We start from the raw sequence: 24,888 nt of genomic DNA, 5'->3' as shown, positions 1-24,888 counted from the left end.
GGAAGCTTTGCGCGATGCTGCACCGGGTGGGTGACAATCACGCGATGAGTTGATGACCAGGCGGTGATGAAAGTTCCGCCAGCCCATCGGAATAGCGGGGACTAGGGAGCGCTCTCGACCACGCTGACGGTGGCGGTGGTGCCGGCGCGCAGGTGGTCACGGCCCTTGTACTGCGGGTCGATGGCGATGCGTACCGGGATGCGCTGGGCCAGTTTCACCCAGGTGTAGCTCGGGTTGATATTGGCCAGCAGACGTGCGCCCGGGGCGTTCTCGCGGTCGGTGATGGCGAAGGCGATACTCTCGACGCGGCCATCGAAGCGCTCGCCGCTCATCAACTGCACCGCCACGGTGTCGCCTTCATGGATACGCGGCAGCTTGGTTTCCTCGAAGTAGCCGCCGACATAGAAGGAATCGCTGTCCACCAGCGCCACCAGTGAATGGCCGGCGCTGGCGTAATCGCCGGCGCGGGTCAGCAGGTTGGTCACATAGCCGTTCACCGGCGCCACCACCTGGGTCCGCTCCAGGTCCAGGCGCGCCTGTTTCTGCGCGGCTTCGGCGAGGGCCACATTGGCTTGCGCCAGGCCCAGGTTGGCCTGTTCGCGCAATAGCTGCGCCTCGGCCACGGTGACGTCGGTCTGGGCCTTTTCCCATTCTTCGTTGGAGATCGCCGAGCGCGCCTTGAGCTCCTTGCGGCGGACTTCCTCGCTCTGGCGCTGGCGCAGCAGCGCCTGATTGGCGGCGATGGCTGCCTGGGACTGGCCGAGCGCGGCTCGGGCGACTTCCACCGCGCGGTCGGCGTGCAGCACCGCCAGTTCGTAGCGCGCCGGATCGATGGTCAGCAGCAGTTCGCCCTTGCTGACGTGCTGGTTGTCCTTCACCCGCAGTTCGACGATGCGCCCGGTGACGTCCGCCGAGACCGTCACCACATCGGCGCGCACGCGCGCATCGCGAGTCCAGGGCGCGCGGGTGTAGTAGGTCCAGGCGAAGTAGCCGAGCACCAGGGCGAGTGCCACCACGGCCAGGGTGATCAGCGTCGGCAGGGCTTTGCGCAGGCTGGCCATTCAGTGCAGGGCTCCCATGAGCAGGATCAGGCCGGCGCAGATACAGGCGTAGAGCGCGCCTTCGAACAGCGCCTCGTGCCAGACCAGGCGCAGCACGCCGAGGCGGCGCAGGCTCCAGTCCAGCAGCAGGAAGATCGGCAGCGCCAGCAGCAGGGCCTGGGCGAGTGGCGGCAGGTAGACCCCGCCCAGTTCGATATCAACGGGCATGCAGCGCGGCTTCCCCTGGGTCGTCGTGGAAGGCGGTGGATTCGCCGTAGAGATCGCGGAAGCGCTCCAGCAGGTCGGCGGCCACCAGCAGTGCCACGCCGCTGACGAACAGCGGGCGCATGGAATCGCCGCGTGGATAGTCGCCGTGGCTTTGCAGCTCGTCCAGTTCGTTGCCCAGCTCGCGCATTGCCGGCAGCACGCGTTGCAGCGGCGCGGCAGGCGGCTGGTCGAGGCAGGCGGCGAGCTCATCGAGCAGCAGCGACAGCCGGGCGCGCAGGGCTTGTGGCAGGCCGCCGGGGTTGAGGCTTTCGCGGCGCAACTGGTGCAGCACCACACCCAGGGTCATGCTTGCCAGGCTGCACTGGAAGCGCTCGCCGGACTGCGCATCGCGCGCCGCCGGCAGTAGCCCGAGCATGATCGCCAGGCGATCGACCATCCGGCTTTCGAACAGGAAGCGCCGCGCCTCGCTGGGTTTCGACAGCAGCACCGAGCGCACCTCGGCACGGGTCCGGCGGGATTGCCGGCGCAGCCGCGCATCGGCGTCGAAGGGGAACACCCAGGCGTACACCAGCAAGGCCAGCACGCCGGCGCTGACATAGCCGCCGGCGAACTCGAACCATTGCAGCGAGGTGTTGATCCACGCGCCCTGGTTCTGCGGGCCGACCAGCAGGAAAGTCGACAGCCCCAGGCCGATACCGATGCCGGCGGTCTGCGGATTGGCCAGGCCGACCGCGATCACGTAGAGCAGCGGGGTGAGGAACAGTGCGAGCATCTCGAAGTCGCCGACGCTGGGCAGCAGCAGGAACTGCAGCAACGCCGCCGCCAGCAGCGCCATGGCCAGGCCGCGCATGTACGCCAGGCTGGCCATGAGTGGGCGCGGGAAGGTGGCGAGCAGGGAGCAGAGGATGCCGATCAGGATCATCCCGGCGCGGGCACCGTCCCAGGCGGTTTCCACCCAGATCCAGCCGGCACAGCACAGCGCGACGAAGGCGCGAGTGGCATTCATCGCGGCCAGGTGGAAGTCCAGGTGCAGCGCATGGGCCTGGCTTTGCGGGTAGGAACTGCTGCCGGGGCGGCCTTCCTGGATCGCTTCGCTCAGTTCGATCATCTCGTCCAGTTGCTGCATCAGCCGCGCCTGTTCGAAGCGCAGCGCCCAGGCCAGGGAGCGCAGCGAGGTGGGCAGGCCGTCGGCGAGTTCTTCGGCCTGCCGCGCGGCGGCGTCGAAGCGCTGGCGCAGCTGGGTGATGCGCTTGCGGGTGGCACTGGGCAGGTCGCGACCGAACTCGGCCAGCTCGGCGAGGCAGGCCAGTTCGTCCTCGCGCAGGCGCCGCACGGATTCCGGCAGCGGCCCGCTCAGACGCGCCTCGATCAGTTTGCGCTGGCGCCGCAGGATGGCCAGCCGCGAGGTCATCAGCACCAACTGGTTGGCCAGTTGCTGCACCAGTTCGTCGGCGCCGCGCAGGCGCGGAGCGTCGAAATACAGGTGGCGGCGGAGCATTTCCAGCGCGGCGATCTCGCCCAGCAATTGCTTCTGCCGTTGCTGGAAGTCCTCCTCCAGTTCCTCGCCACGGATCACCGCGGCGGCATGAATGGCGATCAGGCGGATCAGCTGGTCGACCTTGGCGAAGTAGCCGCGCGCCACGCTTTGCGGGCGCGCGAAGAACAGGCTGACCAGGGTCACGCAGGCTACCCCCAGCAGGGTCTCGGTGACCCGGGTGATGGCCAGGGTATAGGTGGATTCGGGCGCGGGCTGAGCCAGCAGCGCGACGATCACGGCGGTAAAGCCGCTGAGCACGAAGGCGTGGGAGTAGGTGAAGCGCATCAGGGTGCCACCGGCCGTGCAGATCGCCAGCCACAGCGCCAGGGTGACGATGAAGGGCAGCGGTGCCTGGGGGAACAGCGCCATGATGGCCACGGCGACCATGGCGCCGATGCTGGTGCCGATCACCTGGGCAAAGCTCTTCTGCAGCGTCATGCCGGCCAGCGGGGTGCTGATGATGACCACCGTCATGGTCGCCCATTTGGGCTGGTCGAGGTCCAGCAGGAACGCCAGGTATAGCGTCAGCAGCCCCGCGAGCACGGTGCGCAGGGCAAACAGCAGGGTGTCGCGGCCAGGGTGGATGATGGCGCGCAGGTACAGCAGCATGGGTGACATGCCGACTCCCTCGATCGTGGCGGGAAGACGCACGGGCGCTAGAGCGTCGCGAACCCTGTTCAGTGTGGTCGAGGTTTTCCGGCTGTGGGAATTTTCTTAGCCTAGCCGGTGGCGTGCAGGGACTGCGCCAGGCGCTCCTGGATGAAGTCGAGGAAACACTGGATGCGCAACGCCAGCTGCGAGTTGCGGTAGTACACCGCGTGGATCGGCTGGCGGCGTTCGCTGGTCAGCTCCGGCAGCACGCGCACCAGACGCCCGGCGCGGATATCGTCGCAGGTCATGAAGCTTGCCAGGCAGGCGATGCCCTGGGCGCCGATGGCCAGTTGGCGCAGGGTTTCGCCGCTGGACGCGGACAGCGACGGGGTGACCGTGAGGGTGTCCCCGCCGGCATGGCGGATCGGCCAGATGTTCAGGGCTTCCGGTTGGGTGAAGCCCAGCAGCGAGTGGCCGAGCAGCTCATCCAGGCTGGTCGGGGTGCCGTGGCGCTCCAGGTATTGCGGCGCGGCCAGCAGGTTCAGCCGGCTGCTGCCCAGGGCACGCGCGTGCAGGCTGGAGTCGGCGAGGGGGCCGATGCGGATGGCGATGTCGGTGCTCTGCTCCAGCAGGTCGATGTTGAGGTCGTTGGTATTGAGCTGCAGCTCGATGTCCGGGTAGCGCTCGCGGAAGGCGCCGATGTGCGGGACCACGGCGTGCAGCATGAACGGCGAGGCGGCGTTGATCCGCAGGCGCCCGGCCGGGGATTGCTGGCGCAGCGCCAGGCGCTCTTCCAGGGCGTCCATCTGTTCGAGGATATGGCGGGCGTTCTCGAGGAAGAACTCGCCTTCCTCGGTCAGCTTCATGCGCCGTGTGGTGCGGTTGAGCAGGGTGGTGCCGAGCTTTTCCTCCAGCTTCGACAGCGCCCGGCTCACGGCCGATGGCGTCAGCCCCAGCTGCTCGGCGGCGGCCGTGATGGAGCCGCAGTCGATCACCGTGGCGAAGGTCTTGAGTTCGTCGGAATGGGCTTTCATCGGCGGGCCTGTTCGGGAGCGGCGGGGTGGATTCTAGAGGTTTGGTCCAGGGGGGGCGCTTTTCTGTAGGAGCGCCAGGGTGAGGTTAGCGTCAGTACGTCCCCGGATAAGCCCCGCCATCGAGCAACAGGTTCTGCCCGGTCAGATAGCCCGCCTGGGCGCTGCACAGGAAGGCGCAGAACGCCCCGAACTCCTCGGCGCTGCCGAAGCGCCCGGCGGGGATTTCCTGCTTGCCGGCCTCCACCAGCTCCTCTTCATCGCGCCCGCTGAGCTGGGCGGCGCGCTGAAAGCCGCTGCGCAGGCGATCGGTGTCGAAGGAGCCGGGCAGCAGGCCGTTGATGGTCACGTTGTTGCCGGCTACCTGCGGCTGTCGGGCAACCCCGGCAACGAAGCCGGTGAGGCCGCTGCGCGCGCCGTTGGACAGGCCCAGGGTGGCGATGGGGGCTTTTACCGAGCCGGAGGTGATGTTGACGATACGGCCGAAGCCGCGCTCGGCCATGCCGTCGATGCAGGCCTTGATCAGCTCGATGGGGGTAAGCATATTCAGCTCCAGGGCGCGCAGCCAGTCTTCGCGCTCCCAGTCGCGGAAGTCTCCGGGCGGCGGGCCGCCGGCATTGTTGACCAGGATGTCCACCTGCGGGCAGGCGGCGAGCAGTGCGGCACGCACCTCCGGCTGGCTGATGTCGCCGGCCACTTCGCGCACTTCCACGCCCAGCTGGCGCAGTTCCGCGGCGGTAGCGGCGAGGGTGTCGACGTCACGGGCGTTGATCGCCAGGTTCACGCCTTCGCGGGCCAGCGCCAGGGCGCAGCCCTTGCCCAGGCCCTTGCTGGCGGCGCAGACCACGGCCCAGCGGCCCTTGATGCCCAGATCCATGTTGTTCTCCTGTGTGTTTGCCTGGGGAGTGTCTTTGTAGGATGGGTGGAGCGCAGCGATACCCATGCTGCGGGTGCAAGGCATTGATGGGTATCGCTGCGCTCCACGCCATCCTACGACGTGTTCGTCCTGCGAAATGGGAGTTCCGCTTTCGCCTGAAGCGCTCTGGTCAGGCAACGACCATCGGCGCGGGCAGCAGACTGATCCATTTACCGGTCCCTTCGCCAGACTTCAAGCGACGCAGCGCTGCGGGCAGCTCGGTGAAGGCGAAGAACTGTTTCGCCGGCGCCTGCAACTGGCCGTTGGCGACGCCTTGCATCAGCCGCGTCGCGGCACCGTGCAGCTCCTGCCAGTCCAGCGTTTCGCCATGGGCGTGGATGCTGTTGAGCGCCACTTCGTGCAGCGAGATGGCCGTGCTGAAGGCGGGTAGCGGGGCGCTTTCCTGGCGGTCCTGGATGCACACCAGGTGGCCGTTGTAGCCCAGCAGTGGGGCGAGGCTGGCGGCGTGGTTGCCGCTGACGGTATCGAAGATGCCATGCAGGCGGCGCGGGCCGAGGGCCTCACGCAGTTGCTGGGTCCACTGCCCGTCGCGATAGTCGAAGACCCCGGTGACGCCCAGTTGCAGCAGATGATCGCGGTGTTTCGCCGAGGCCGTCACCCACACGCGCAGGCCGCGTTGCAGGGCAAGTTGCGCGAGCAGATAACCCACCGCACCGCCGGCGCCAGTCACCAGCACATCACGGTTGTGGCAGGCCGGCAGCTTGTCCAGCGCCTGCCAGGCGGTGAGGCCGGGGCAGGGCAGGCTGGCGGCGCTGGCGTCATCCAGCGAATCCGGCACCGGGTAGACGGCGCGGGCGCGCAGCAGCGCGTATTCGGCGAAGCTGCCGCCACGGGTGAGGGATTGGTGGTAGGCGACGCGGGCGCCGACGCGCAGATTCACTTCGTCGCCCACCGCCATGACGATGCCGACGCCATCCACGCCGGGCACCTGGCCCTGCTGCCAGTCGTCACGGCCCCAGTCGATCATCTTCCAGTCCACCGGGTTCAGCGCGACGGCGGTATTGGCCACCAGCACCTCGTCCGGCCCGGGCGTGGGCAGCGGCAGGCGGACAGGCTTCAGGCCGTCGATACCGGCGCCGGGGCTCCAGCTCCAGGCCGAATAGTCATTTGCGCTCATGAATACTCCTTGCAAACAGCAAAGCCGCTCCGAGGAGCGGCTGTCGATCAGTGATGGATCAGTCCCAGGCCGGGGCCAGGCTTTCCGGGCTGGTGATGCGCTCGTTGCGCTCCAGCGCGGCGATGGCGGCCATGTCGGCGTCGCTCAGGCGCAGGTCGACGGCGCGCAGGTTGCCCTCCAGGTTTTCGCGCCGGGTGGACGACGGGATCACCGAATAGCCCAGTTGCATGGCCCAGGCCAGCGCCACCTGCGCTGGTGTTGCGCCGTGGCGCTGGGCGATACCGATGATCACCTCGTCGCTGAGCACCTTGCCGTAGCCCAGGGTCATGTAGGAGGTGATGTGGATGCCCTGACTCTGGGCGAACTCCACCACCTTGCGGTTCTGCAAATAGGGGTGCAGTTCCACCTGGTTGGTGGCGATCTGGCCGGCGCCGACCGCGGCGATGGCTTCCTGCATCAGGGCGATGGTGAAGTTCGACACGCCGATCTCGCCGGTCAGGCCCTGGGCCTTGGCTTCGGCCAGGGCGCCCATGAACTCGGCGACGGGGACCTGGTCCTTGGGCGATGGCCAGTGGATCAGGGTCAGCTCGACGCGCTCGGTGCGCAGCTTGTGCAGGCTGTCCTTGAGGCTGGGGATCAGCTTGTCGGCCGCGTAGTTCTCGGTCCAGATCTTGGTGGTCAGGTACAGCTCGTCACGCTTGACCTTGCTGCCGGCGATGGCCTCGCCGACGTCGGCTTCGTTGCCGTAGATCTGCGCGGTGTCGATGGCGCGGTAGCCCAGGTCCAGCGCGCTGCGGATCGAATCGATGACGGTCTGGCCCTTGAGGCGGAAGGTGCCGAGGCCGAAGGCGGGAACGCTCATGGAAGAACTCCTTGTGGTCGATCAGTGAGTGGGAACCGCGCCAATGGGGCTCGGTTCCGTGGAATTGCGCCGGTCGAGGCGACCGCTCAGGGCGGTCAGGCCGAATGCGGCAAGGGTGACAACAGCGGCGATCCAGGGCGTATGGCCCAGGCCCAGGTGGCTGACCACCAGGCCGCCGGCCCAGGAGCCACCGGCCACGCCGAGGTTGAACGCGGCGATGTTGAAGCCGGCGGCCACGTCCACGGCGTCTGGTGCCACGCGTTCAGCCTGTTGCACCACGTAGACCTGCAGGCCGGGCACGTTGCCGAAGGCGACGGCGCCCCAGGCGAGCACGGTCAACACCACCAGCCAGGGGTTGCCGGCGGTGAAGGTCAGCACCAGCAGCACCGACGCCAGCAGGCCGAAGATGATCTTCAGCGCACTCACCGGGCCGCGCTGGTCAGCCAGGCGACCTCCCCAGATATTGCCGATGGCCACCGAGACACCGTAGGCCAGGAGCACGGCGCCGACCATGTTCGGGCTGAAGCCGGCCAGGTCCTGGAGGATCGGCGCGAGGAAGGTAAAGGCGATCAGCGAGCCGCCGTAGCCCACCGCGGTCATCGCGTAGACCAGCAGCAGGCGCGGCTGCAGCAGCACGCGGGCCTGGCGCAGCAGCGGCGCCGGCGGGGTGTGCTGGATGTTCTTCGGCACGAACAGCAGGCTGCCGAGCAGGGCGACCACGCCAAAGGCGGCCACCACCAGGAAGGTCACGCGCCAGCCCAGGTGCTGGCCGATGAAGGTGCCCAGCGGAATGCCGGTGACGAAGGCGACGGTCATGCCGCTGAACATGGTGGCGATGGCGCTGGCGGCCTTGTCCTTGCTCACCAGGTTGGTGGCGATGATCGAACCGACCGAGAAGAACACGCCGTGGGCCAGGCCGGTGAGGATGCGCGCGACGATCAGCGATTCGTAGCTGGGTGCCTGCCAGGCCACCAGGTTGCCGACGGTGAACAGCGCCATCAGGCCGACCAGCAGCGCCTTGCGCGGGATGCGCCCGGTCATGGCGGTGAGCAGCGGTGCGCCAATGGCAACGCTCAGGGCGTAGAGGCTGACCAGCAGGCCGGCGGAGGGCAGGGTTACGCCCAGGTCGCTGGCGATGGTGGGGATCAGGCCGACGATGACGAACTCCGTGGTGCCGATGGCGAATGCGCTGAGTGTCAGCGCCAGGAGAGCGAGGGGCATGCTGGGGCTCCGGTCAAAGGGGGATGCGATGGGAGCATTGTCCGGAAGTCGGCCCTTGAGAAAAACGCGGCAAACGGCAAAGGATAGTTGATCGCAGCTCACGAATCAGGGCGCGAATCAGAGTCGCGAATCAGTGAGCGGCTATGCTGGTCGCACTCATCGGCATGCATCCATCAGGAGGATCACTCATGCACTACACCGGCACTTGCCACTGCGGCGCGGTGGCCTTTGCATTCGACGCGGAGCTCGATGAACTGGTGCGCTGCGACTGCTCGCTGTGCGGCAAGCGCAATGCGCTGATGGCAACCGTGGCAAAGGACAGCTTCCGCCTGACCCGCGGCGATCAGGCATTGCGCCTGTATCGCTGGAACAGCGGCGTGGCCCTGCATTACTTCTGCGGGGCGTGCGGCATCTATGTCTACCACCAGCGCCGCAGCAACCCGGCGCTGCTCAGCGTGAATGCCTGCTGCATCGATGGCCTGGACCCCGAGTCGATCCCGACGCGACGGGTGGACGGCAAGAGCATGACTACCGTCGCCGGCCCCGGCCTGTAGGAGCGAGCTTGCTCGCGAACCTGGCTTCGCAGCGGGGCTGTTCGCGAGCAAGCTCGCTTCTACAATGGGGGCATCGCTGGGTGTTCATCCGGGGGGCGCGTTTTTGCCATCCTGGGCCACGCCCACAAAAAAGCCCCGCACGAGGCGGGGCTTCTTCTTCATCTATTACGCGATCAGTTGGCGGCGGCTGCGGCGGCCATGTCCGAGACGCTTTCGCCACGGTGCGCGCTGAACTGCGGTGCCAGCGAGCCGATGATCATGCCGATGGCGCTGCAGATCAGGCCCACCAGTTGCGGCGGCCAGAAGTCGCCTTCCTGGTGGCCCAGTTCCAGCGACACCCAGCCGATCAGGCCGCAGGCGATGGCAGTCAGGGCGCCCTGGGTGGTGGCGCGCTTCCAGAACAGGCCGAAGAACAGCGGCACCACGGCGGCGACCAGGGTCACCTTGTAGGCGTTGCCGACCATCTCGTAGATGCTGGCGTTGGACAGCAGGGCGAACAGGCAGGTGGCGACGGTCATCGCCAGTACGCTGCAACGCATGGCCAGCAAGGCCTGGCGGTCGTTCATGTTGGGCAGGAAGTGCTTGACGATGTTCTCGGTCAGGGTCACCGACGGGGCCAGCAGGGCGCCGGAAGCGGACGACATGATGGCCGAGAGCAGGGCGCCGAAGAACATGATCTGGGCGAACAGCGGGGTACGTTCCAGGATCAGATGCGGCAGGATCTGCTGGGAATCTTCGGCCAGCCAGTGCTTGACCATCTCCGGCTCGATCATCGAGGCGGCATAGATCAGGAAGATCGGCAGCATGCAGAACACCAGGTAGCAGCAGGCACCGGTCATGGTGGCGCGCTGGGCGATCTTCTCGGTCTTGGCCGACATCACGCGGGCATACACGTCCTGCTGCGGGATGGAGCCGAACATCATGGTCACCGCCGCGCCGAGGAAGGCGACGATGTCCTTCGCCGAGGTGCCGTGGAGGAAGGTGAACTTGCCTTCGCTGGCGGCGTGGCTGATCACGTTGACCGGGCCGCCGGCCATGTCGCCGATCAGCCAGACGAGGTAGAACAGGCCGCAGACGATGATGATCATCTGCAGGAAGTCGGTCAGGGCCACCGACCACATGCCGCCGAACAGGGTGTGCAGCAGGACGATGATGGTGCCGATGATCATGCCCTGGGTGGTGGTCAGGCCACCGTCCGAGAGCACGCTGAAGACCACGCCCAGCGCGGTGATCTGCGCGGCGACCCAGCCCATGTAGGAAATGATGATCACCAGGCTGGTGAAGATTTCCACGTGCTGGCCGAAGCGCTTGCGGAAGAAGTCACCGATGGTGAGCAGGTTGAGGCGGTACAGCGGGCGGGCGAAGACCACGCCGACCAGCATCAGGCAGCCGAAGGAGCCGAAGGGGTCTTCGATGATCCCGGCGAAACCTTCTTCGAGGAAGGTGGCGGGAATCCCCAGCACGGCTTCGGAGCCGAACCAGGTGGCGAACACCATGGTCACGACGAGGGGGAAGGACATGCTACGACCGGCGGCCGCGTAGTCCGAGGAGTTGTGCACGCGGGTGGTGGCGTAGAAACCGACAGCTACGGTGATCACCAGATACACCGCTACAAACCAGATCAGCATTTGTTCGTTCCGTTGGCTCGCCGGGAACCGTACTGCCGAGACGAAACTCGGGCAGGTGGGCCACGACTGACAAAGTTGTTTTTGTTGTGTTGCGCGGCCGAGGTCATCCGGTGCACCAGGCAGTGGAGCCGGAAAAACGTAACCAGTTGCGACAACGGGCCGCAGTCTGCCAAATCCGTTAAATATGTCAAACACTTGAATCGTTCATGAGCGAAAAAAATTACATCCTTAGACGAATGGTGTAGCTAAAGGATTGATTTGATTGGTTGCTAACGATCTTTGCTGACTGTTTAGTCGTTTATTTTTTACAGTCGATGTTCGATAAGCAGAACATTCGCCAAGCCGCTAGGCTGTTGGCACGGCACGCTTTCAAGGACCCGCATGTTCGAGCACTTCGATCTCGCGCAACTGCTTTCCAGCTATGGCTATCTGGCCCTGTTCATCGGCTGCCTGCTGGAAGGCGAAACCATCCTCATCCTCGCCGGCCTCGCCGCTCACCAGGGATTGCTCGGTTATGCGCCGGTGGTGTTCTGGGCAACCCTGGCCGGCACCCTGGGCGACCAGTTGCTCTACTGGAGCGGCCGGCGCGCCGGTGATCGTGCGGTGCCCTGGCTGCAACGCCGTGGCCTGGCCATCGAACGGGTTACCGGGCTGATCGAGCGGCACCCCTTGCTGGCGATCTTTTCCGTGCGCTTTCTCTATGGCATGCGCCTGGCCGGGCCGCTGCTGATCGGTGCAAGCCGGGTAGGGCCGCTGCGCTTTCTGCTGATCAACCTGCTCGGCGCCTTCTGCTGGGCGCTGATCTTCGCCAGTGCCGGCTACTGGGCCGGTGAAGTGCTGGAGCGCTGGCTGGGCAACCTGCGGCCGTACCGCCTGCCGATCTTCCTCGCGGTGCTGGTGCTGGTCGGTGGGCTGGAGTTGTGGCGGCGCCATCGACAGCGGCGCAAGGCACATTCGCCCGAGTCGCGGGAAAGATTGCACAGGCCTTGATGCAGAGCGGTTTGGATTCCCGCGCGAGGCGATTAGAATCGCCGCTCTTTCGTTCAAGGACGCTGTCATGAGCCTTTACCAGCCCGGCATTCTCGCCACCCCGGTTCCCGCCCACGCCCGCCACCTGTTCTTCGATCTGAAGTCGCTGCAGGACCTGCCCGCCGCGCTGGATCGGCTGATGCAGTTCGCCGATGGCGCGCGCGCGGTAGTCGGCTTTGGCGAGTCGCTGGTGCGCGCGCTGGGCCGCCACGTCGAGGGGCTGCGCGAGTTCCCGGCGATCTCTGGCGTGGGCGTCGACAACCCATCCACCCCGCATGCACTGTGGGTCTGGCTGCGTGGTGACGAGCGCGGCGAGTTGCTCCTGCGCACCCAGGAAGTCCAGTCCCTGCTGGCACCTGCGCTGGAGCTGACTAGCCTGACCGAGGCCTTCCGCCATGGCAGCGGCCACGACCTGACCGGCTACGAGGACGGCACCGAGAATCCGCAGGATGACGATGCCATCGCCGCCGCCATCGTCGAAGGCGCTGCAGGCCTGGCTGGCGGCAGCTTTGCTGCGATCCAGCAATGGCGCCACCAGTTGCAGGACTTCGCCGCGCTGCCGCAGCACGAGCGCGACGACATCATGGGCCGCCGCCTGAGCGACAACGAGGAACTGGACGACGCGCCGGAATCCGCCCACGTCAAGCGCACTGCCCAGGAGAGCTTCGACCCCGAAGCCTTCATCGTGCGCCGCTCCATGCCCTGGACCCAGGGCCAGGACGCCGGGCTGATGTTCCTCGCCTTTGGCTGCACGCTGGATGCCTTCGAGGTGCAGTTGCGCCGCATGAGCGGCCTGGAAGACGGCATCACCGACGCGCTGTACCGCTTCAGCCGCCCGCTCACCGGCGGCTACTACTGGTGCCCGCCGTGCAAGGACGGGCTGCTGGACCTGAGCGCGCTGCTCGGCTGATCCGCCGCTGTCCCCGAGAGCCCCGCCAGTGTGCGGGGCTTTTTTGTGGGCGCTGGCACGCTGCTTCGCGAGCAAGCTCGCTGCTCCAGAAGAGCCTCGGGGTATCCCTTGTAGGAGCGAGCTCGCTCGCGAACAGCACGGCACCGCCACCCGATGCAATGGCACCCCGATCTTCGGCAAAATTGGCTGTTGGTCCGATGCACCCCGAGGCGTAGCGTGAACCCCACGTTCCCACTGCCCGAGGTACCCGCCATGCCCACATCCACGTCCCTGAAACTCCTGTTCGCCGGCCTCGGCCTGGCCCTGAGCCTGCCGGTATTCGCCCACGGCGATGGCGCCAATCCCGAGAAGATCGAAGTCCAGCAGGAGCAGAAGCTTCCCGACGCGGCTGGCAAGAAGGGCCTGATGATCACCGTCGCCTACGAGCCGGGTCAGTCCTCCGGCGCCCACGTGCACAGCGGCTCGGTGTTCGCCTACGTGCTCGAGGGTGCGGTGATCTCCCAGCTGGAAGGGCAGAAACCGGTGACCTACCAGGCCGGCCAGTCCTGGTACGAGGCGCCGAACACGCCGCACCTGGTGTCGCGCAACGCCAGCGACAAGAAGCCGGCCAAGCTGCTGGTGTGGATGCTGCTGGACGAAGGCGCGCCGGTGCTGACGCCGCTGAAGCAGTAGGCGCAAAACGCGGAGCCCCGCCGATTGGCGGGGTTCTGCCTTAAGGTCCGGGGAGGAATTCGCAGGGCGCATAACGCGCCAGCGTTATCCGCCCTACGCAGGCTGAGGGTCACTCCGCCGCGCCGGGCACCTTGCGTGGGGCCATGAAGAACATCCAGGCCAGCGCGAGGAAATACATGGTCGGGATGATGGTGAAGAGGATCGCGTAGTTGTTGTGGGTGACGGTGAGGATGTAGCCAACGATCTGCGTCATGAACATCCCGCCAATTGCCGCGAACATGCCGCCAAAACCGAATACAGTGCTCATCAGGTGCTTGGGCGTGTAGTCCATCACCAGGCTCCAGATATTCGCCGTCCACGCCTGGTGCGCGCCCACGCCCAGGGCGATGGCGGCCACGGCGATCCACAGGCCGCTGGCCTTGGCGGCGAAGATCACGCCGATGATCGCGCAGGCGCAGATGAACATCGACAGCAGGCGCGCATGGATGGAGTTCATGCCGCGGCCGATCAGCCAGGACGAAAGGATGCCGCCGCCAATGCTGCCGAAGTCCGCGGTCAGCCAGATCAGCATCAGCGGTATGCCCATCTGCGTGACGCTGATGCCCAGGCCATATTGCTGGTTGAGGAACGGCGGCAGCCAGTACAGGTAGAACCAGAACACCGGTGCGGTCAGCGAGTAGGCCAGGGCGAAGGCCCAGGTGCCGCGCATGCGCAGTACGGCAGTGAACGGCACGCGCTCGGCCGGCGGTTCGTCGGCTTCCTGGATGTAGTCCAGCTCGCTCTGCCTGACCGTCGGGTGTTCTTCGGGATTGAAGTAATTCAGGCTCCACAACACCACCCAGACAAAGCCGAGCGCGCTCATGCAGAGAAACGCCGCCTGCCAGCCCCAGGCCGCGAGGATCAGTGGCAGCAGGGCGGGGGTGACCATGGCACCGACGTTGGTGCCGGCATTGAAGATGCCGGTGGCCATGGCCCGTTCGCCGGCCGGGAACCACAGGCGCGTGGTCTTCACACAGGCCGGATAGTTGGCCGCCTCGGTCAGGCCGAGGATGAAGCGGCAGACCATGAAGCCGGCCGCTGAAGTCGCCAGGCCATGGGCGCCGGTGGCGAAGCTCCATAGCAATACGGCAAAGAAGAACGCGCGCTTCACGCCGATGCGATCGATCAGCCTGCCCTGCAGCACGAAGCCGATGGCGTAGCCGACCTGGAACCAGAAGTTGATGTTGGCGTAGTCCATGGCCGTCCAGGCCATCTTCTCGGCGAGCACGGGTTGCATCACGCCCAGGGCGGCGCGGTCGATGTAGTTCAGGGTGGTGGCGAAGAACACCAGGGCGAGCATGCCCCAGCGCACCTTGCCGACGGCCATGGCGCCACGCACCTTGGCGAAAAAGGAGGAACCGTGCGGAGCGACCGCAGCGAGGGGAGCGGATTGCGACTGGATCATGATCGGGCCATCCGTTATCGGGCTGACGCGCAGCCTCGGGAATTATTGTCGTGCCGCAGGCGTCCCGCTCCACCGCCAATCGGCGGGAGTTGCAGGAAGTGACGTGCGGTGGCTGGCGAAAATCAGTGCGCGCGGCGGTGGCCGAGCAGCCTGCACAGACCCGGCATCAGGCGCGCCAGGAGGGTCTGGCGGTGGGGAATGGAGGCGGCGAGGCGAGGGTGAGGTACGTACATGAGCATTTACCCGTTCTTGAAATTGTTATGGATGACACGCAGGCCATCTCGCAGCGGCTGCCGTTGTTCCAGGGATTGAGGCAGGTCCCCGGGGAGCCGGATTGCGTCGACGTGGCTAAATCTTGAGCAGCGCCCGAAACAGCGTCAATTCGATAAACGGCCTTTGGTTCGGTAATCGAACACAAAACTAACCAGTTAGTACACTTTAAATTGCTGCCGGCCCGGACCGCCAGAATAATCAGACTCAGCCGGAGACCGATTCCAACAAGCCCCTCACACCGCCCGGCAGGAGTCCACCGATGCAACGTTCGATCGCCACCGTTTCCCTGAGCGGAACCCTGCCGGACAAGCTCGAAGCCATCGCCGCCGCCGGTTTCGACGGCGTGGAAATCTTCGAGAACGATCTTCTCTACCATGGCGGCAGCCCGCGCGAGGTGCGCCGCCTGTGCGCCGACCTGGGGCTGGCGATCACCCTGTTCCAGCCGTTCCGCGATTTCGAGGGCTGCCGCCGCGATCGCCTGCCGCGCAACCTCGACCGCCTGGAGCGCAAGTTCGACCTGATGCAGGAGCTGGGCACCGACCTGGTGCTGATGTGCAGCAACGTTGCTGCCGACGCCCAAGGCGTACGCGAATTCCTCCTCGAAGACCTCGGCCTCGCCGCCGAACGTGCCGGCGCCCGTGGCTTGCGCGTGGGCTACGAAGCCCTGGCCTGGGGTCGCCACGTGAACACCTGGCAGCAGGTCTGGGACCTGGTGCGCGAGGTGAACCACCCGGCGCTGGGCGTGATCCTCGACAGCTTCCACACCCTCTCGCTGAAGGGCGACCCGGCCGGCATCGCGCAGATTCCGGGGGAGAAGATCTTCTTCGTGCAGATGGCCGACGCGCCGATCCTGGCCATGGATGTGCTGGAGTGGAGCCGGCACTTCCGCAACTTCCCCGGTCAGGGCGAATTCGACCTGCCGGGCTTCCTCGCGCCGATCCTCAAGAGCGGCTATCGCGGGCCGCTGTCGCTGGAAATCTTCAACGACGGCTTCCGCGCCGCGCCGCCGCGCGCCAATGCCGCCGATGGCCTGCGTTCGCTGCTGTATCTCGAGGAGAAGACCCGCACGCGCCTGCTCGGTGAAGGCATGCCGCAGGAACAACTGGACTGCCTGTTCTCGCCGCCACCGGCCAGCCAGCTGGATGGCGTGGAGTTCCTCGAATTCGCCGTCGACGAAGCCCTTGGCGCGCGCCTGGGCAACTGGCTGGAGCGCCTGGGCTTCGCTCGCGCCGGCGAACACCGCTCCAAGGCGGTGAGCCTGCTGCGCCAGGGCGATATCAACATCGTGCTCAACGCAGAACCCTATTCCTTCGGCCACAGCTTCTTTGAGGCCCACGGCCCGTCGCTGTGCGCCACCGCGTTGCGCGTGCGCGGTGCCGCCAGCGCCCTGGAGCGTGCGCAGGGTTACAAGGGCCAGCCGTATCGCGGGCTGGTCGGCCCCAACGAGCGGGAGATTCCTGCGGTGCGTGCGCCGGACGGCAGCCTGATCTACTTGGTGGAAGAGCAACTGGTTGAAGAGCACCTGGTGGAAGAGCGCGCCAGCGGGCAGACCCTCTATGACGTGGATTTCCGTCTCGACCCGGAGGCGAAACCCAGTGGCCAGTTGCAGCGCATCGACCATATGGCCATGGCGTTGCCGGCAGACGGGCTGGACAGCTGGGTGCTGTTCTACAAGAGCCTGTTCGACTTCGAGGCCGACGACGAAGTGGTGCTGCCCGACCCCTACGGACTGGTGAAAAGCCGCGCACTGCGCAGTGCCAACGGCAGCGTGCGGTTGCCGCTGAACATCTCGGAGAATCGCAACACCGCCATCTCCCATGCGCTGTCCAGTTATCGCGGCTCCGGCGTGCACCACATCGCCTTCGCCTGCGAGGACATCTTCGCCGAGGTGGCACGGGCGAAGGACGCCGGTGTTCCCCTGCTGGATATTCCGCTCAACTACTACGACGACCTCGCCGCTCGTTTCGACTTCGACGACGAATTCCTCAGCGAACTGGCCTACTTCAACGTGCTCTACGACCGTGATGCCAACGGCGGCGAGCTGTTCCATGTCTATACCGAACCATTCGAGGGGCGCTTCTTCTTCGAGATCATCCAGCGTCGCGGCGGCTATGCGGGATACGGCGCAGCCAACGTCGCCGTGCGCCTGGCGGCGATGGCCCAGGCGCGCAACGGCACCACACGGCGGCCGAAGGTCTGAGCTGGCGAGCTTTGCCTGAAGGGCGCGCGGGCGCGCATAATCCGCGCATCCCTTCACCGAACAGCCGACGCCCTGGCGCCGGCGGACCGATGCCCAAGCCCATGACTGCCGACAGCGCCACCCAGCCGATTCCCGCCGAAACCGCCCGCCGGGGGCGCAAGAACAACCCGGAGAAGACCCGCGAGGACATTCTCCAGGCGGCCATCGTCGAGTTCGTCCAACAGGGCCTTTCCGGCGCTCGGGTGGATGCCATCGCCGAGCGCATGAACACCTCGAAGCGGATGATCTACTACTACTTCGGCAGCAAGGAGCAGCTCTACCAGGCGGTGCTGGAGAAGCTCTACGGCGACATCCGCGGCACCGAGCAGACGCTGCACCTGGCCGAGCTGGAGCCGCTGGAGGCCATGCGCCGGCTGGTGGACTTCACCTTCGACCACCACGACCGCAACGTCGATTTCGTGCGCATCGTCAGCATCGAGAACATCCACTACGGTCAGTTCGCTTCCGGCTCGGAAGCGATCCGCTCGATGAACAGCAACATCCTGCGCACCATCGAGGACATCCTCCAGCGTGGTGCCGCCAGCGGCGCCTTCCGCGACGGCCTGCCGGCCATCGACGTGCACATGCTGATCAGTGGGTTCTGCTTCTATCGGGTGTCCAACCGCCATACGGTCGGCTCGCTGTTCCAGGTCGAGCTGGAAGACCCGGTGATCAAGGCGCGGCACAAGGAGATGATCGTCGAGGCGGTGTTGCGCTACGTGCAGCCCTAGGCCAGCAGGATTCGGAGCGGAGATCGTTCGCGAGCAAGCTCGCTCCTACCCTCGGCACCGCATTCCCAGGGGGCTGTAGGAGCGAGCTTGCTCGCGAACCGGGTGTTCACCGACCCAGGGCATCGCGCTACATCGCAGCGAAATGCGCCAGCATCCGTTGCGCGTTGGCCTCGACACCACTGAACAGCTCGAACGCCTTCACCGCCTGGAACACCGCCATGTTGCCGCCATCCAGCGTGCGGCAGCCCAGGCTGCGGGCGTGGCGGAGCAGTTCGGTCTCCAGCGGAAAGTAGATGATCTCCGCCACCCACAGGCCCGCGTGCAGCAACTCCAGCGGCAGCGGCGCGCCGGGCAGCTTGGCCATGCCGACGGGCGTGGTGTTGACCAGCCCGTCCGCTTCGGCGACCGCACTGGCCAGGTCATGACCAACCCGCGCGCGCTGTCCGCCGAAGTGCGCGTTGAGGTTGTCCACCAATGCCTGGGCGCGGGCCGAATCCACTTCGAAGATCGTCAGTTGTGCCACGCCTTCGCTGAGCAGCGCATGGGCCACCGCAGCGCCCGCGCCGCCGGCGCCCAGTTGCACCACGCGTTCGCGCGGCGCATCGCTGAGGTTGCGTCGGAAGCCTTCGGCAAAACCCAGGCAGTCGGTGTTGTGGCCGATGCGCCTGCCATCGCGCAGCACCACGGTATTCACCGCGCCGATGCCGCGTGCTTCATCGGAGAGTTCGTGCAGCAGTGGAATCACCGCCTGCTTGCACGGAAACGTAATGTTCAGCCCGGTGTAGCCCATGCGCTCGGCGGCGGCCAGCAGGTCGGGCAGGGCACCCGGGTCGACGCCCAGGGTGTCCAGGTCGATCAACCGGTAGAGGTAGCGAAAACCCTGGGCGTCGCCTTCCCGTTCATGCAGTGCCGGAGTGCGCGAAGCCTGGATGCCGGCGCCGATCAGGCCGGCCAGGACGGTGCGGTGCTCGCTCATCGGGCTCGCTCCTGCAGCAGCTTGGCGAAGTGCTGGATGCCGGCGTGGTAACCGTCGCTGCCCAGCCCGGCAATCACGCCCACGGCGATAGCGGAAACGAACGAGTGGTGGCGGAATTCTTCCCGCTTGTGCACGTTGGACAGGTGCACTTCGATCACCGGCAACTCCACGGCAGCCAGCGCATCGCGGATCGCCACCGACGTGTGGGTCCAGGCGGCAGGATTGATCAGGATGCCGGCGCAGCGCCCGCGCGCCTGGTGAATCCAGTCGATCAGCTGGCCTTCGTGGTTGGTCTGGCGGAATTCGATTTCCAGGCCGCTTTCGGCACCCGCGTGCTGGCAAAGCACGGCGATGTCGTCGAGGGTTTCGTGGCCGTAGGTGGCCGGCTCACGGGTGCCGAGCAGGTTGAGGTTCGGCCCGTTGAGCACGAGCAGGGTGTGAGGCATGGGGAATGGCTCCGTTGTTCTTGTATGGCCGTAATTGGAAGGCCTGTAGGAGCAAAATGTACCAAATGGTTAATTTGGTCAATGCGCTGGAGAATCAACGGATATGGCGGAGAATAGTCTGATGACGGTTGTCATTACGCAGGCAACGTCGCTGATTTGCCGGATTCGACATTTCTATCCGGCAACCCGGAAACGCCACATTCCGTGCGGTGATCGACTATGGGTAGGAGCGGACTCCGTCCGCGATCGGTTCAAGACCGCCGAGAATTTCCAGCAAGCTCGCTCCTACGAAAAGCGCTGGGTAAAAAAGACCCGCCATGCGGCGGGTCAGAGGGGAAGCCTGGAGAGCGCGGCTTCAGACGTGCAAGGCATGCCCCAGCGCGCGCAGTGCGGCTTCCTGCACTGCTTCGCCGAGGGTGGGGTGGGCGTGGATGGTGCCGGCGATGTCTTCCAGGCAGGCGCCCATTTCCAGGGACTGCACGAACGCCGTGGACAGCTCGGAGACCGCCTTGCCCACCGCCTGCCAGCCGAGGATCAGGTGGTTGTCCTGGCGCGCCACCACGCGGACAAAGCCGTCGCTGGACTCCAGGGTCATGGCGCGGCCGTTGGCGGCGAACGGGAAGTTCGCGGTCAGCACCTCGTAGCCAGCGGCCTGGGCCTGCTCGGGCGACAGGCCGACCACTACCACTTCCGGATCGGTGAAGCACACCGCCGGGATTGCCGTGGGGGTAAAGGCGCGGCGCTTGCCGGCGATGATCTCGGCGACCATCTCGCCCTGGGCCATGGCGCGGTGGGCCAGCATCGGTTCGCCGGCGAGGTCGCCGATGGCCCAGACGTCGCGCATGGAGGTGCGGCACTGCTCGTCGATGCGCACGGCGCGGCCGTTCATGTCCAGGCGCAGGGTGTCGAGGTTCCAGCCGGCGGTGTTGGGGTGGCGGCCGACGGCGACCAGCACCTGGTCAGTCTCGATCACCCGTTGCGAGCCGGCGCCATCCTGCACGCGCAGGCCTTTGCCGTCCGGCTCCAGGCCCATGACGCTGTGGCCCAGGTACAGCTCGATGCCGAGCTTGCGCAGGGCGGTGGCCACCGGCTTGGTCAGCTCCTCGTCGTAGGTCGGCAGGATGCGCGGCTGCGCTTCCACCACCGTGACCTCGACGCCCAGCTTGCGGTAAGCGGTGCCCAGTTCCAGGCCGATATAGCCGCCGCCAACCACAGCCAGGCGCTTGGGCAACGCCTTGGGCGCCAGCGCTTCGGTGGAGGAAATCACATTGCCACCCACCGGCAGGAAGGGCAGCTCGACGGATTTCGAACCCGCCGCCAGCAGCAGGTGTTCGGTGTGGATGTGCTGCACGCCGCCTTCGCTGAGGTCGACCTCGACGGTCTTGCCGTCGACGATTCTGGCCCAGCCGTTGACCACGGTGACTCCATGCTTCTTCAGCAGTGCGGCGACGCCGGTGGTCAGGCGGTCGACGATGCCGTCCTTCCATTCCACGGTGCGCTGGATGTCGATGCTCGGCGCCTGCACGCTGATGCCCAGCGGCGACTTGCCGGCGAATTCGCGGGCCTTGAGGTATTCCTCGGCGGCGTGGATCAGCGCCTTGGACGGGATGCAGCCGATATTCAGGCAGGTGCCGCCGAGCGCGGCGCCTTCCACCAGCACGGTGCGGATGCCCAGTTGGCCGGCGCGGATCGCCGCGACATAGCCGCCGGGGCCGCCACCGATCACCAGCAGGGTGGTTTCGAGAGTCTGGTTCTGTTTCACGTCTCTGGCTCCACTCATCAGTCGATGAACAGGGTGGCGGGATGTTCGAGCAGGGCGCGCACGGCCTGGATGAAGGCCGCTGCATCCATGCCGTCGACCACCCGGTGATCGAAGGAGGAGGACAGGTTCATCATCTTGCGCACGATGATCTGTCCGTTGATCACCATGGGCCGCTCGACCATGCGGTTGACCCCGACGATGGCCACTTCCGGATAGTTGATCACCGGCGTGCTGACGATCCCGCCGAGCGCGCCGAGGCTGCTCAGGGTGATGGTCGAGCCGGACAGTTCCTCGCGGCTGGCCTTGCCATGCCGTGCCGCTTCGGCGAGGCGCGCGACTTCCGCGGAGTTTCCCCACAGGTCGCGGGATTCGGCGTTGCGCAGCACCGGTACCATCAGGCCGTTGTCGCTCTGGGTGGCGACGCCCAGGTGCACCGCGCCGTAGCGGGTGATCACGTCGGCATCGTCGTCATAGCGCGCATTGAGCTGCGGGAAGTCGCGCAGGGCGACGACCATGGCGCGGGCGATGAAGGGCAGCAGGGTGAGCTTGCCGCGCGCTGCGCTGTGCTTGGTGTTGAGGTGGACGCGCAGGGCTTCCAGGTCGGTAACGTCGATCTCCTCGACGTAGCTGAAGTGCGGGATGCGCCGCTTGGCCTCGGCCATCTTCTGCGCGATCTTGCGGCGCAGGCCGATTACCGGGATCTGGTGCTCGTCATGGCGCGCGGCGTAGCCGGAGGCAACGGTCGCGCCGCCGTGTTCGAGGAAGTGTTCCAGGTCTTCCCGGAGGATGCGCCCGGCCGGGCCGCTGCCCTGGACGAACTGCAGTTCCACGCCCAGGTCGCGGGCACGCTGGCGCACGGCCGGCGAAGCCAGTGGCTTCTCGCCCGGTGCGCGGCGCGGCGCCGGAGAGGGAGCGGGCCGTGCGGCCGGGGCGACAGGTTTGTTCTCGACGCGCGGTGCCGGCTTGGGTGCTTCTGCTACCGGTTCAGGCTTGGTCACCGGCGGGATCGCTGCTTCTTCCTGCGGCTTGGGCTGCGCGGCTTCCTTGTGGTTGCCGTGGCCTTCCACTTCCAGGCGGATCAGCTCGCCGCCCACGGCCATCACCTGGCCCGGTACGCCGCCCAGGGCGAGAATCTTCCCGGCCACCGGCGAGGGAATTTCCACAGTGGCCTTGTCGGTCATGACCTCCGCCAGCAACTGGTCCTCATGGACCTCTTCGCCGACCTGGACATGCCACTCCACCAGCTCGACCTCGGCAATGCCTTCGCCGATGTCCGGCATCTTGATGACGTGAGTGCCCATTCAGACCTCCATGGCGCGCTTGAAGGCCGCGCCGACGCGTGCGGGGCCGGGGAAGTAGTCCCATTCCTGGGCGTGCGGGTAGGGCGTGTCCCAACCGGTGACGCGGGCAATCGGGGCTTCGAGGTGGTGGAAGCAGTTCTCCTGCACCAGCGACATCAGCTCGGCGCCGTAGCCGCAGGTGCGCGTGGCTTCGTGGACGATGACGCAGCGGCCGGTCTTCTTCACCGACTCGACGATGGTGTCCAGGTCCAGCGGCCAGAGACTGCGCAGGTCGATGATCTCGGCGTCGATGCCGGTTTCCTCGGCGGCGGTCTGGGCCACGTAGACGGTGGTGCCATAGCTCAGCACGGTCAGCTCGGAGCCGGGGCGGGCGATGGCGGCCTTGTCCAGCGGCACGCTGTAGTAGCCCTCCGGCACCTGGCTGGCCGGGTGCTTGGACCAGGGCGTTACCGGGCGGTCATGGTGGCCGTCGAACGGGCCGTTATACAGGCGCTTGGGTTCGAGGAAGATCACCGGGTCATCGTTCTCGATGCAGGCGATCAGCAGGCCCTTGGCGTCGTACGGGTTGGACGGCATGACGGTACGCAGGCCGCAGACCTGGGTGAACATCGCCTCCGGGCTCTGGCTGTGCGTCTGCCCGCCGTAGATGCCGCCGCCGCAGGGCATGCGCACCACCATGGGCACGGTGAAGTCGTTCACCGAGCGGTAGCGGATGCGCGCAGCTTCCGAAACCAGCTGGTCGGTGGCTGGGTAGACGTAGTCGGCGAACTGGATTTCCACCACCGGGCGCAGGCCGTAGGCACCCATGCCGACGGCGGCGCCGATGATGCCGCTCTCGGAGATCGGCGCATCGAACACCCGCGAGGTGCCGTACTTCTTCTGCAGGCCCTCGGTGCAGCGGAACACGCCGCCGAAGTAGCCGACGTCCTGGCCGAATACCACGACGTTGTCGTCGCGCTCCAGCATCACATCCATCGCCGAGCGCAGCGCCTGGATCATGGTCATGCTGGTGACGGCCTGGGCGTTCTCGTGTTGCGGGTTCATGGCATTCATACCCCAAGCTCCTGGCGCTGCCGGCGCAGGTGTTCCGGCAGGTCCTTGTAGACGTCGTCGAACAGGTTGGCGGCGCTGAACACGTGGCCGTCGACCAGGGAGCCGTGGCGCTCGGCCTCTTTCTGCGCGGCGATCACTTCGGTTTCCAGTTCCTTCTTCAGCGCTTCGTGCTGCTCGTCGGACCAGATGCCGAGGCCGACCAGGTGCTGCTTCAGGCGGGCGATGGGGTCGCCGAGGGGGAAGTTGGTCCAGTCGTCGGCGGGGCGGTACTTGGACGGATCGTCCGAGGTGGAGTGCGGGCCGGCGCGATAAGTGACCCATTCGATCAGGCTCGGGCCATGGCCACGCCGGGCGCGCTCGGCGGCCCATTGCGAGGCGGCGTAGACCGCGAGGAAGTCGTTGCCGTCCACCCGCAGCGAAGCGATGCCGCAACCCACGCCACGGTTGGCGAAGGTGGTGCCTTCACCGCCGGCGATGGCCTGGAAGGTGGAGATCGCCCACTGGTTGTTGACCACGTTGAGGATCACCGGCGCGCGGTAGACGTGGGCGAAGGTGAGGGCGGTGTGGAAGTCGGATTCGGCGGTGGCGCCATCGCCGATCCAGGCGGACGAGATCTTGGTGTCGCCCTTGATTGCCGAGGCCATGCCCCAGCCGACGGCCTGGATGAACTGGGTGGCTAGGTTGCCGGAAATCGAGAAGAAGCCCTTCTCCCGGCTGGAGTACATGATCGGCAGCTGGCGGCCCTTGAGCGGGTCCTGCTCGTTGGAGAGCAGCTGGCAGATCATGTCCTTGAGCGGGTAGTCGCGGGTGATCAGGATGCCTTGCTGACGGTAGGTCGGGAAGGTCATGTCGCCGTCGCGTAGGGCCATGGTGTGGGCGGTGGCGATGGCCTCTTCGCCCAGGCACTGCATGTAGAAGGACATCTTCTTCTGGCGCTGGGCGGTGAGCATGCGCGCATCGAAGATGCGCGTCTTGAGCATCAGGCGCATGCCGCGCAGCAACTGCTCGTGGCTCAGCTCCGGGGCCCAGGGGCCGACGGCGTTGCCGTCTTCATCGAGCACGCGCACCAGGCTGAAGGCCAGGTCGGTGGTCTGCGCCGGTTCGACGTCGATGGCGGGCTTGCGTACCTCGCCGGCGGGCGAGAGATGCAGGTAGGAGAAGTCGGTCTTGCAGCCTGGGCGTCCGGTGGGTTCGGGGACATGCAGGCGGAGTGGGGCGTAGTCGGTCATGGCGGGTCTCCAGTTGTGATCGTGGGTGTGGATCAGCAGACGGAAGAGGCCATGCCTGGCGGGCGCACCCGGCCGGG

General features: G+C 66.3%; 22 protein-coding genes. 6 read left to right on the top strand and 16 right to left on the bottom strand.

Annotated elements, in window-relative coordinates:
- Positions 1-101 precede the first annotated feature (101 nt).
- From N5C91_RS26865 to N5C91_RS26830, 8 genes are all read right to left on the bottom strand, one after another.
- On the bottom strand, positions 102-1,061 hold the full coding sequence (locus N5C91_RS26865) for an HlyD family secretion protein (protein WP_279833231.1): 960 nt from the start codon (positions 1,059-1,061) through the stop codon (positions 102-104).
- Positions 1,062-1,268: a DUF1656 domain-containing protein gene (locus N5C91_RS26860; protein ID WP_045207441.1), complete on the bottom strand. Its 207-nt coding sequence runs from the start codon at positions 1,266-1,268 to the stop codon at positions 1,062-1,064.
- Positions 1,258-3,423: an FUSC family protein gene (locus N5C91_RS26855; protein ID WP_279833227.1), complete on the bottom strand. Its 2,166-nt coding sequence runs from the start codon at positions 3,421-3,423 to the stop codon at positions 1,258-1,260. The genes N5C91_RS26860 and N5C91_RS26855 overlap by 11 nt, the downstream gene beginning before the upstream one ends.
- A 101-nt stretch (positions 3,424-3,524) precedes the next feature.
- Positions 3,525-4,430 (bottom strand): LysR family transcriptional regulator, encoded by a 906-nt coding sequence (locus N5C91_RS26850; protein WP_279833225.1) that lies wholly within the window; start codon positions 4,428-4,430, stop codon positions 3,525-3,527.
- Between the two features lie 91 nt (positions 4,431-4,521).
- Positions 4,522-5,304, bottom strand: coding sequence for an SDR family oxidoreductase (locus N5C91_RS26845; protein ID WP_279833223.1), 783 nt, complete (start codon positions 5,302-5,304; stop codon positions 4,522-4,524).
- A 169-nt stretch (positions 5,305-5,473) separates the two neighbouring features.
- Positions 5,474-6,481, bottom strand: a complete 1,008-nt coding sequence (locus N5C91_RS26840; RefSeq protein ID WP_279833221.1) for a zinc-binding dehydrogenase — start codon at positions 6,479-6,481, stop codon at positions 5,474-5,476.
- A gap of 58 nt (positions 6,482-6,539) precedes the next feature.
- On the bottom strand, positions 6,540-7,343 hold the full coding sequence (dkgB, locus tag N5C91_RS26835; RefSeq protein WP_279833220.1) for a 2,5-didehydrogluconate reductase DkgB: 804 nt from the start codon (positions 7,341-7,343) through the stop codon (positions 6,540-6,542).
- 21 nt (positions 7,344-7,364) lie between these two features.
- A complete protein-coding gene (locus N5C91_RS26830; RefSeq protein ID WP_279833218.1) occupies positions 7,365-8,564 on the bottom strand; it encodes an MFS transporter in 1,200 nt (399 codons plus the stop codon).
- Positions 8,565-8,752: 188 nt separating this feature from the next.
- On the opposite strand from N5C91_RS26830, the gene N5C91_RS26825 reads away from it, so the two are divergent.
- A complete protein-coding gene (locus N5C91_RS26825; protein ID WP_236173408.1) occupies positions 8,753-9,118 on the top strand; it encodes a GFA family protein in 366 nt (121 codons plus the stop codon).
- Positions 9,119-9,291: 173 nt separating this feature from the next.
- On the opposite strand, the gene N5C91_RS26820 is transcribed toward N5C91_RS26825, so the two are convergent.
- Positions 9,292-10,746, bottom strand: coding sequence for a sodium:solute symporter family protein (locus tag N5C91_RS26820; RefSeq protein WP_236173407.1), 1,455 nt, complete (start codon positions 10,744-10,746; stop codon positions 9,292-9,294).
- A gap of 381 nt (positions 10,747-11,127) precedes the next feature.
- On the opposite strand from N5C91_RS26820, the gene N5C91_RS26815 reads away from it, so the two are divergent.
- The 3 genes from N5C91_RS26815 to N5C91_RS26805 all read left to right on the top strand — a co-directional run bounded on the left by N5C91_RS26815 (position 11,128) and on the right by N5C91_RS26805 (position 13,357).
- Positions 11,128-11,736, top strand: a complete 609-nt coding sequence (locus N5C91_RS26815) for a DedA family protein (protein ID WP_279833215.1) — start codon at positions 11,128-11,130, stop codon at positions 11,734-11,736.
- Positions 11,737-11,803: 67 nt separating this feature from the next.
- Complete coding sequence (locus tag N5C91_RS26810; protein WP_279833213.1) at positions 11,804-12,685, top strand: Dyp-type peroxidase; 882 nt, start codon at positions 11,804-11,806, stop codon at positions 12,683-12,685.
- Between the two features lie 252 nt (positions 12,686-12,937).
- Positions 12,938-13,357, top strand: coding sequence for a cupin domain-containing protein (locus N5C91_RS26805; RefSeq protein WP_236173404.1), 420 nt, complete (start codon positions 12,938-12,940; stop codon positions 13,355-13,357).
- Between the two features lie 109 nt (positions 13,358-13,466).
- Here N5C91_RS26805 and N5C91_RS26800 read toward each other — a convergent pair whose 3' ends face one another.
- The gene (locus N5C91_RS26800) at positions 13,467-14,801 is read right to left on the bottom strand and encodes an MFS transporter (protein ID WP_279833211.1); all 1,335 of its coding nucleotides are present in this window, start codon (positions 14,799-14,801) and stop codon (positions 13,467-13,469) included.
- A 532-nt stretch (positions 14,802-15,333) separates the two neighbouring features.
- On the opposite strand from N5C91_RS26800, the gene quiC reads away from it, so the two are divergent.
- Both quiC and N5C91_RS26790 read left to right on the top strand, forming a co-directional pair.
- Positions 15,334-17,274, top strand: a complete 1,941-nt coding sequence (gene quiC, locus N5C91_RS26795; RefSeq protein WP_279833209.1) for a 3-dehydroshikimate dehydratase QuiC — start codon at positions 15,334-15,336, stop codon at positions 17,272-17,274.
- A 101-nt stretch (positions 17,275-17,375) separates the two neighbouring features.
- Positions 17,376-18,044, top strand: a complete 669-nt coding sequence (locus N5C91_RS26790; protein ID WP_236173466.1) for a TetR/AcrR family transcriptional regulator — start codon at positions 17,376-17,378, stop codon at positions 18,042-18,044.
- Positions 18,045-18,171: 127 nt separating this feature from the next.
- On the opposite strand, the gene N5C91_RS26785 is transcribed toward N5C91_RS26790, so the two are convergent.
- The 6 genes from N5C91_RS26785 to N5C91_RS26760 all read right to left on the bottom strand — a co-directional run bounded on the left by N5C91_RS26785 (position 18,172) and on the right by N5C91_RS26760 (position 24,811).
- Positions 18,172-19,020 carry a shikimate dehydrogenase gene (locus N5C91_RS26785; RefSeq protein WP_279833207.1) on the bottom strand — a complete coding sequence of 283 codons (849 nt, stop codon included), beginning with the start codon at positions 19,018-19,020 and terminating at the stop codon, positions 18,172-18,174.
- Positions 19,017-19,466, bottom strand: coding sequence for a type II 3-dehydroquinate dehydratase (gene aroQ, locus N5C91_RS26780; protein ID WP_279833204.1), 450 nt, complete (start codon positions 19,464-19,466; stop codon positions 19,017-19,019). The genes N5C91_RS26785 and aroQ overlap by 4 nt, the downstream gene beginning before the upstream one ends.
- A 355-nt stretch (positions 19,467-19,821) precedes the next feature.
- The gene (gene lpdA, locus N5C91_RS26775; protein WP_279833202.1) at positions 19,822-21,246 is read right to left on the bottom strand and encodes a dihydrolipoyl dehydrogenase; all 1,425 of its coding nucleotides are present in this window, start codon (positions 21,244-21,246) and stop codon (positions 19,822-19,824) included.
- Positions 21,246-22,529 (bottom strand): dihydrolipoamide acetyltransferase family protein, encoded by a 1,284-nt coding sequence (locus N5C91_RS26770; RefSeq protein ID WP_279833200.1) that lies wholly within the window; start codon positions 22,527-22,529, stop codon positions 21,246-21,248. Before N5C91_RS26770 ends, lpdA begins: the two co-directional genes overlap by 1 nt.
- Complete coding sequence (locus tag N5C91_RS26765; protein ID WP_279833199.1) at positions 22,530-23,582, bottom strand: alpha-ketoacid dehydrogenase subunit beta; 1,053 nt, start codon at positions 23,580-23,582, stop codon at positions 22,530-22,532. It lies immediately after the preceding gene.
- Complete coding sequence (locus N5C91_RS26760) at positions 23,579-24,811, bottom strand: 3-methyl-2-oxobutanoate dehydrogenase (2-methylpropanoyl-transferring) subunit alpha (protein ID WP_279833198.1); 1,233 nt, start codon at positions 24,809-24,811, stop codon at positions 23,579-23,581. The genes N5C91_RS26765 and N5C91_RS26760 overlap by 4 nt, the downstream gene beginning before the upstream one ends.
- Between the last annotated feature and the right edge of the window lie 77 nt (positions 24,812-24,888).

Origin of the sequence: Pseudomonas sp. GD03903 (assembly GCF_029840045.1) — a bacterium.
In the GTDB taxonomy this organism is placed as follows: domain Bacteria; phylum Pseudomonadota; class Gammaproteobacteria; order Pseudomonadales; family Pseudomonadaceae; genus Pseudomonas; species Pseudomonas pseudonitroreducens.
Note: the sequence above shows the minus strand (reverse complement) of the source record. Positions and strands in the feature narration are given on the sequence as shown.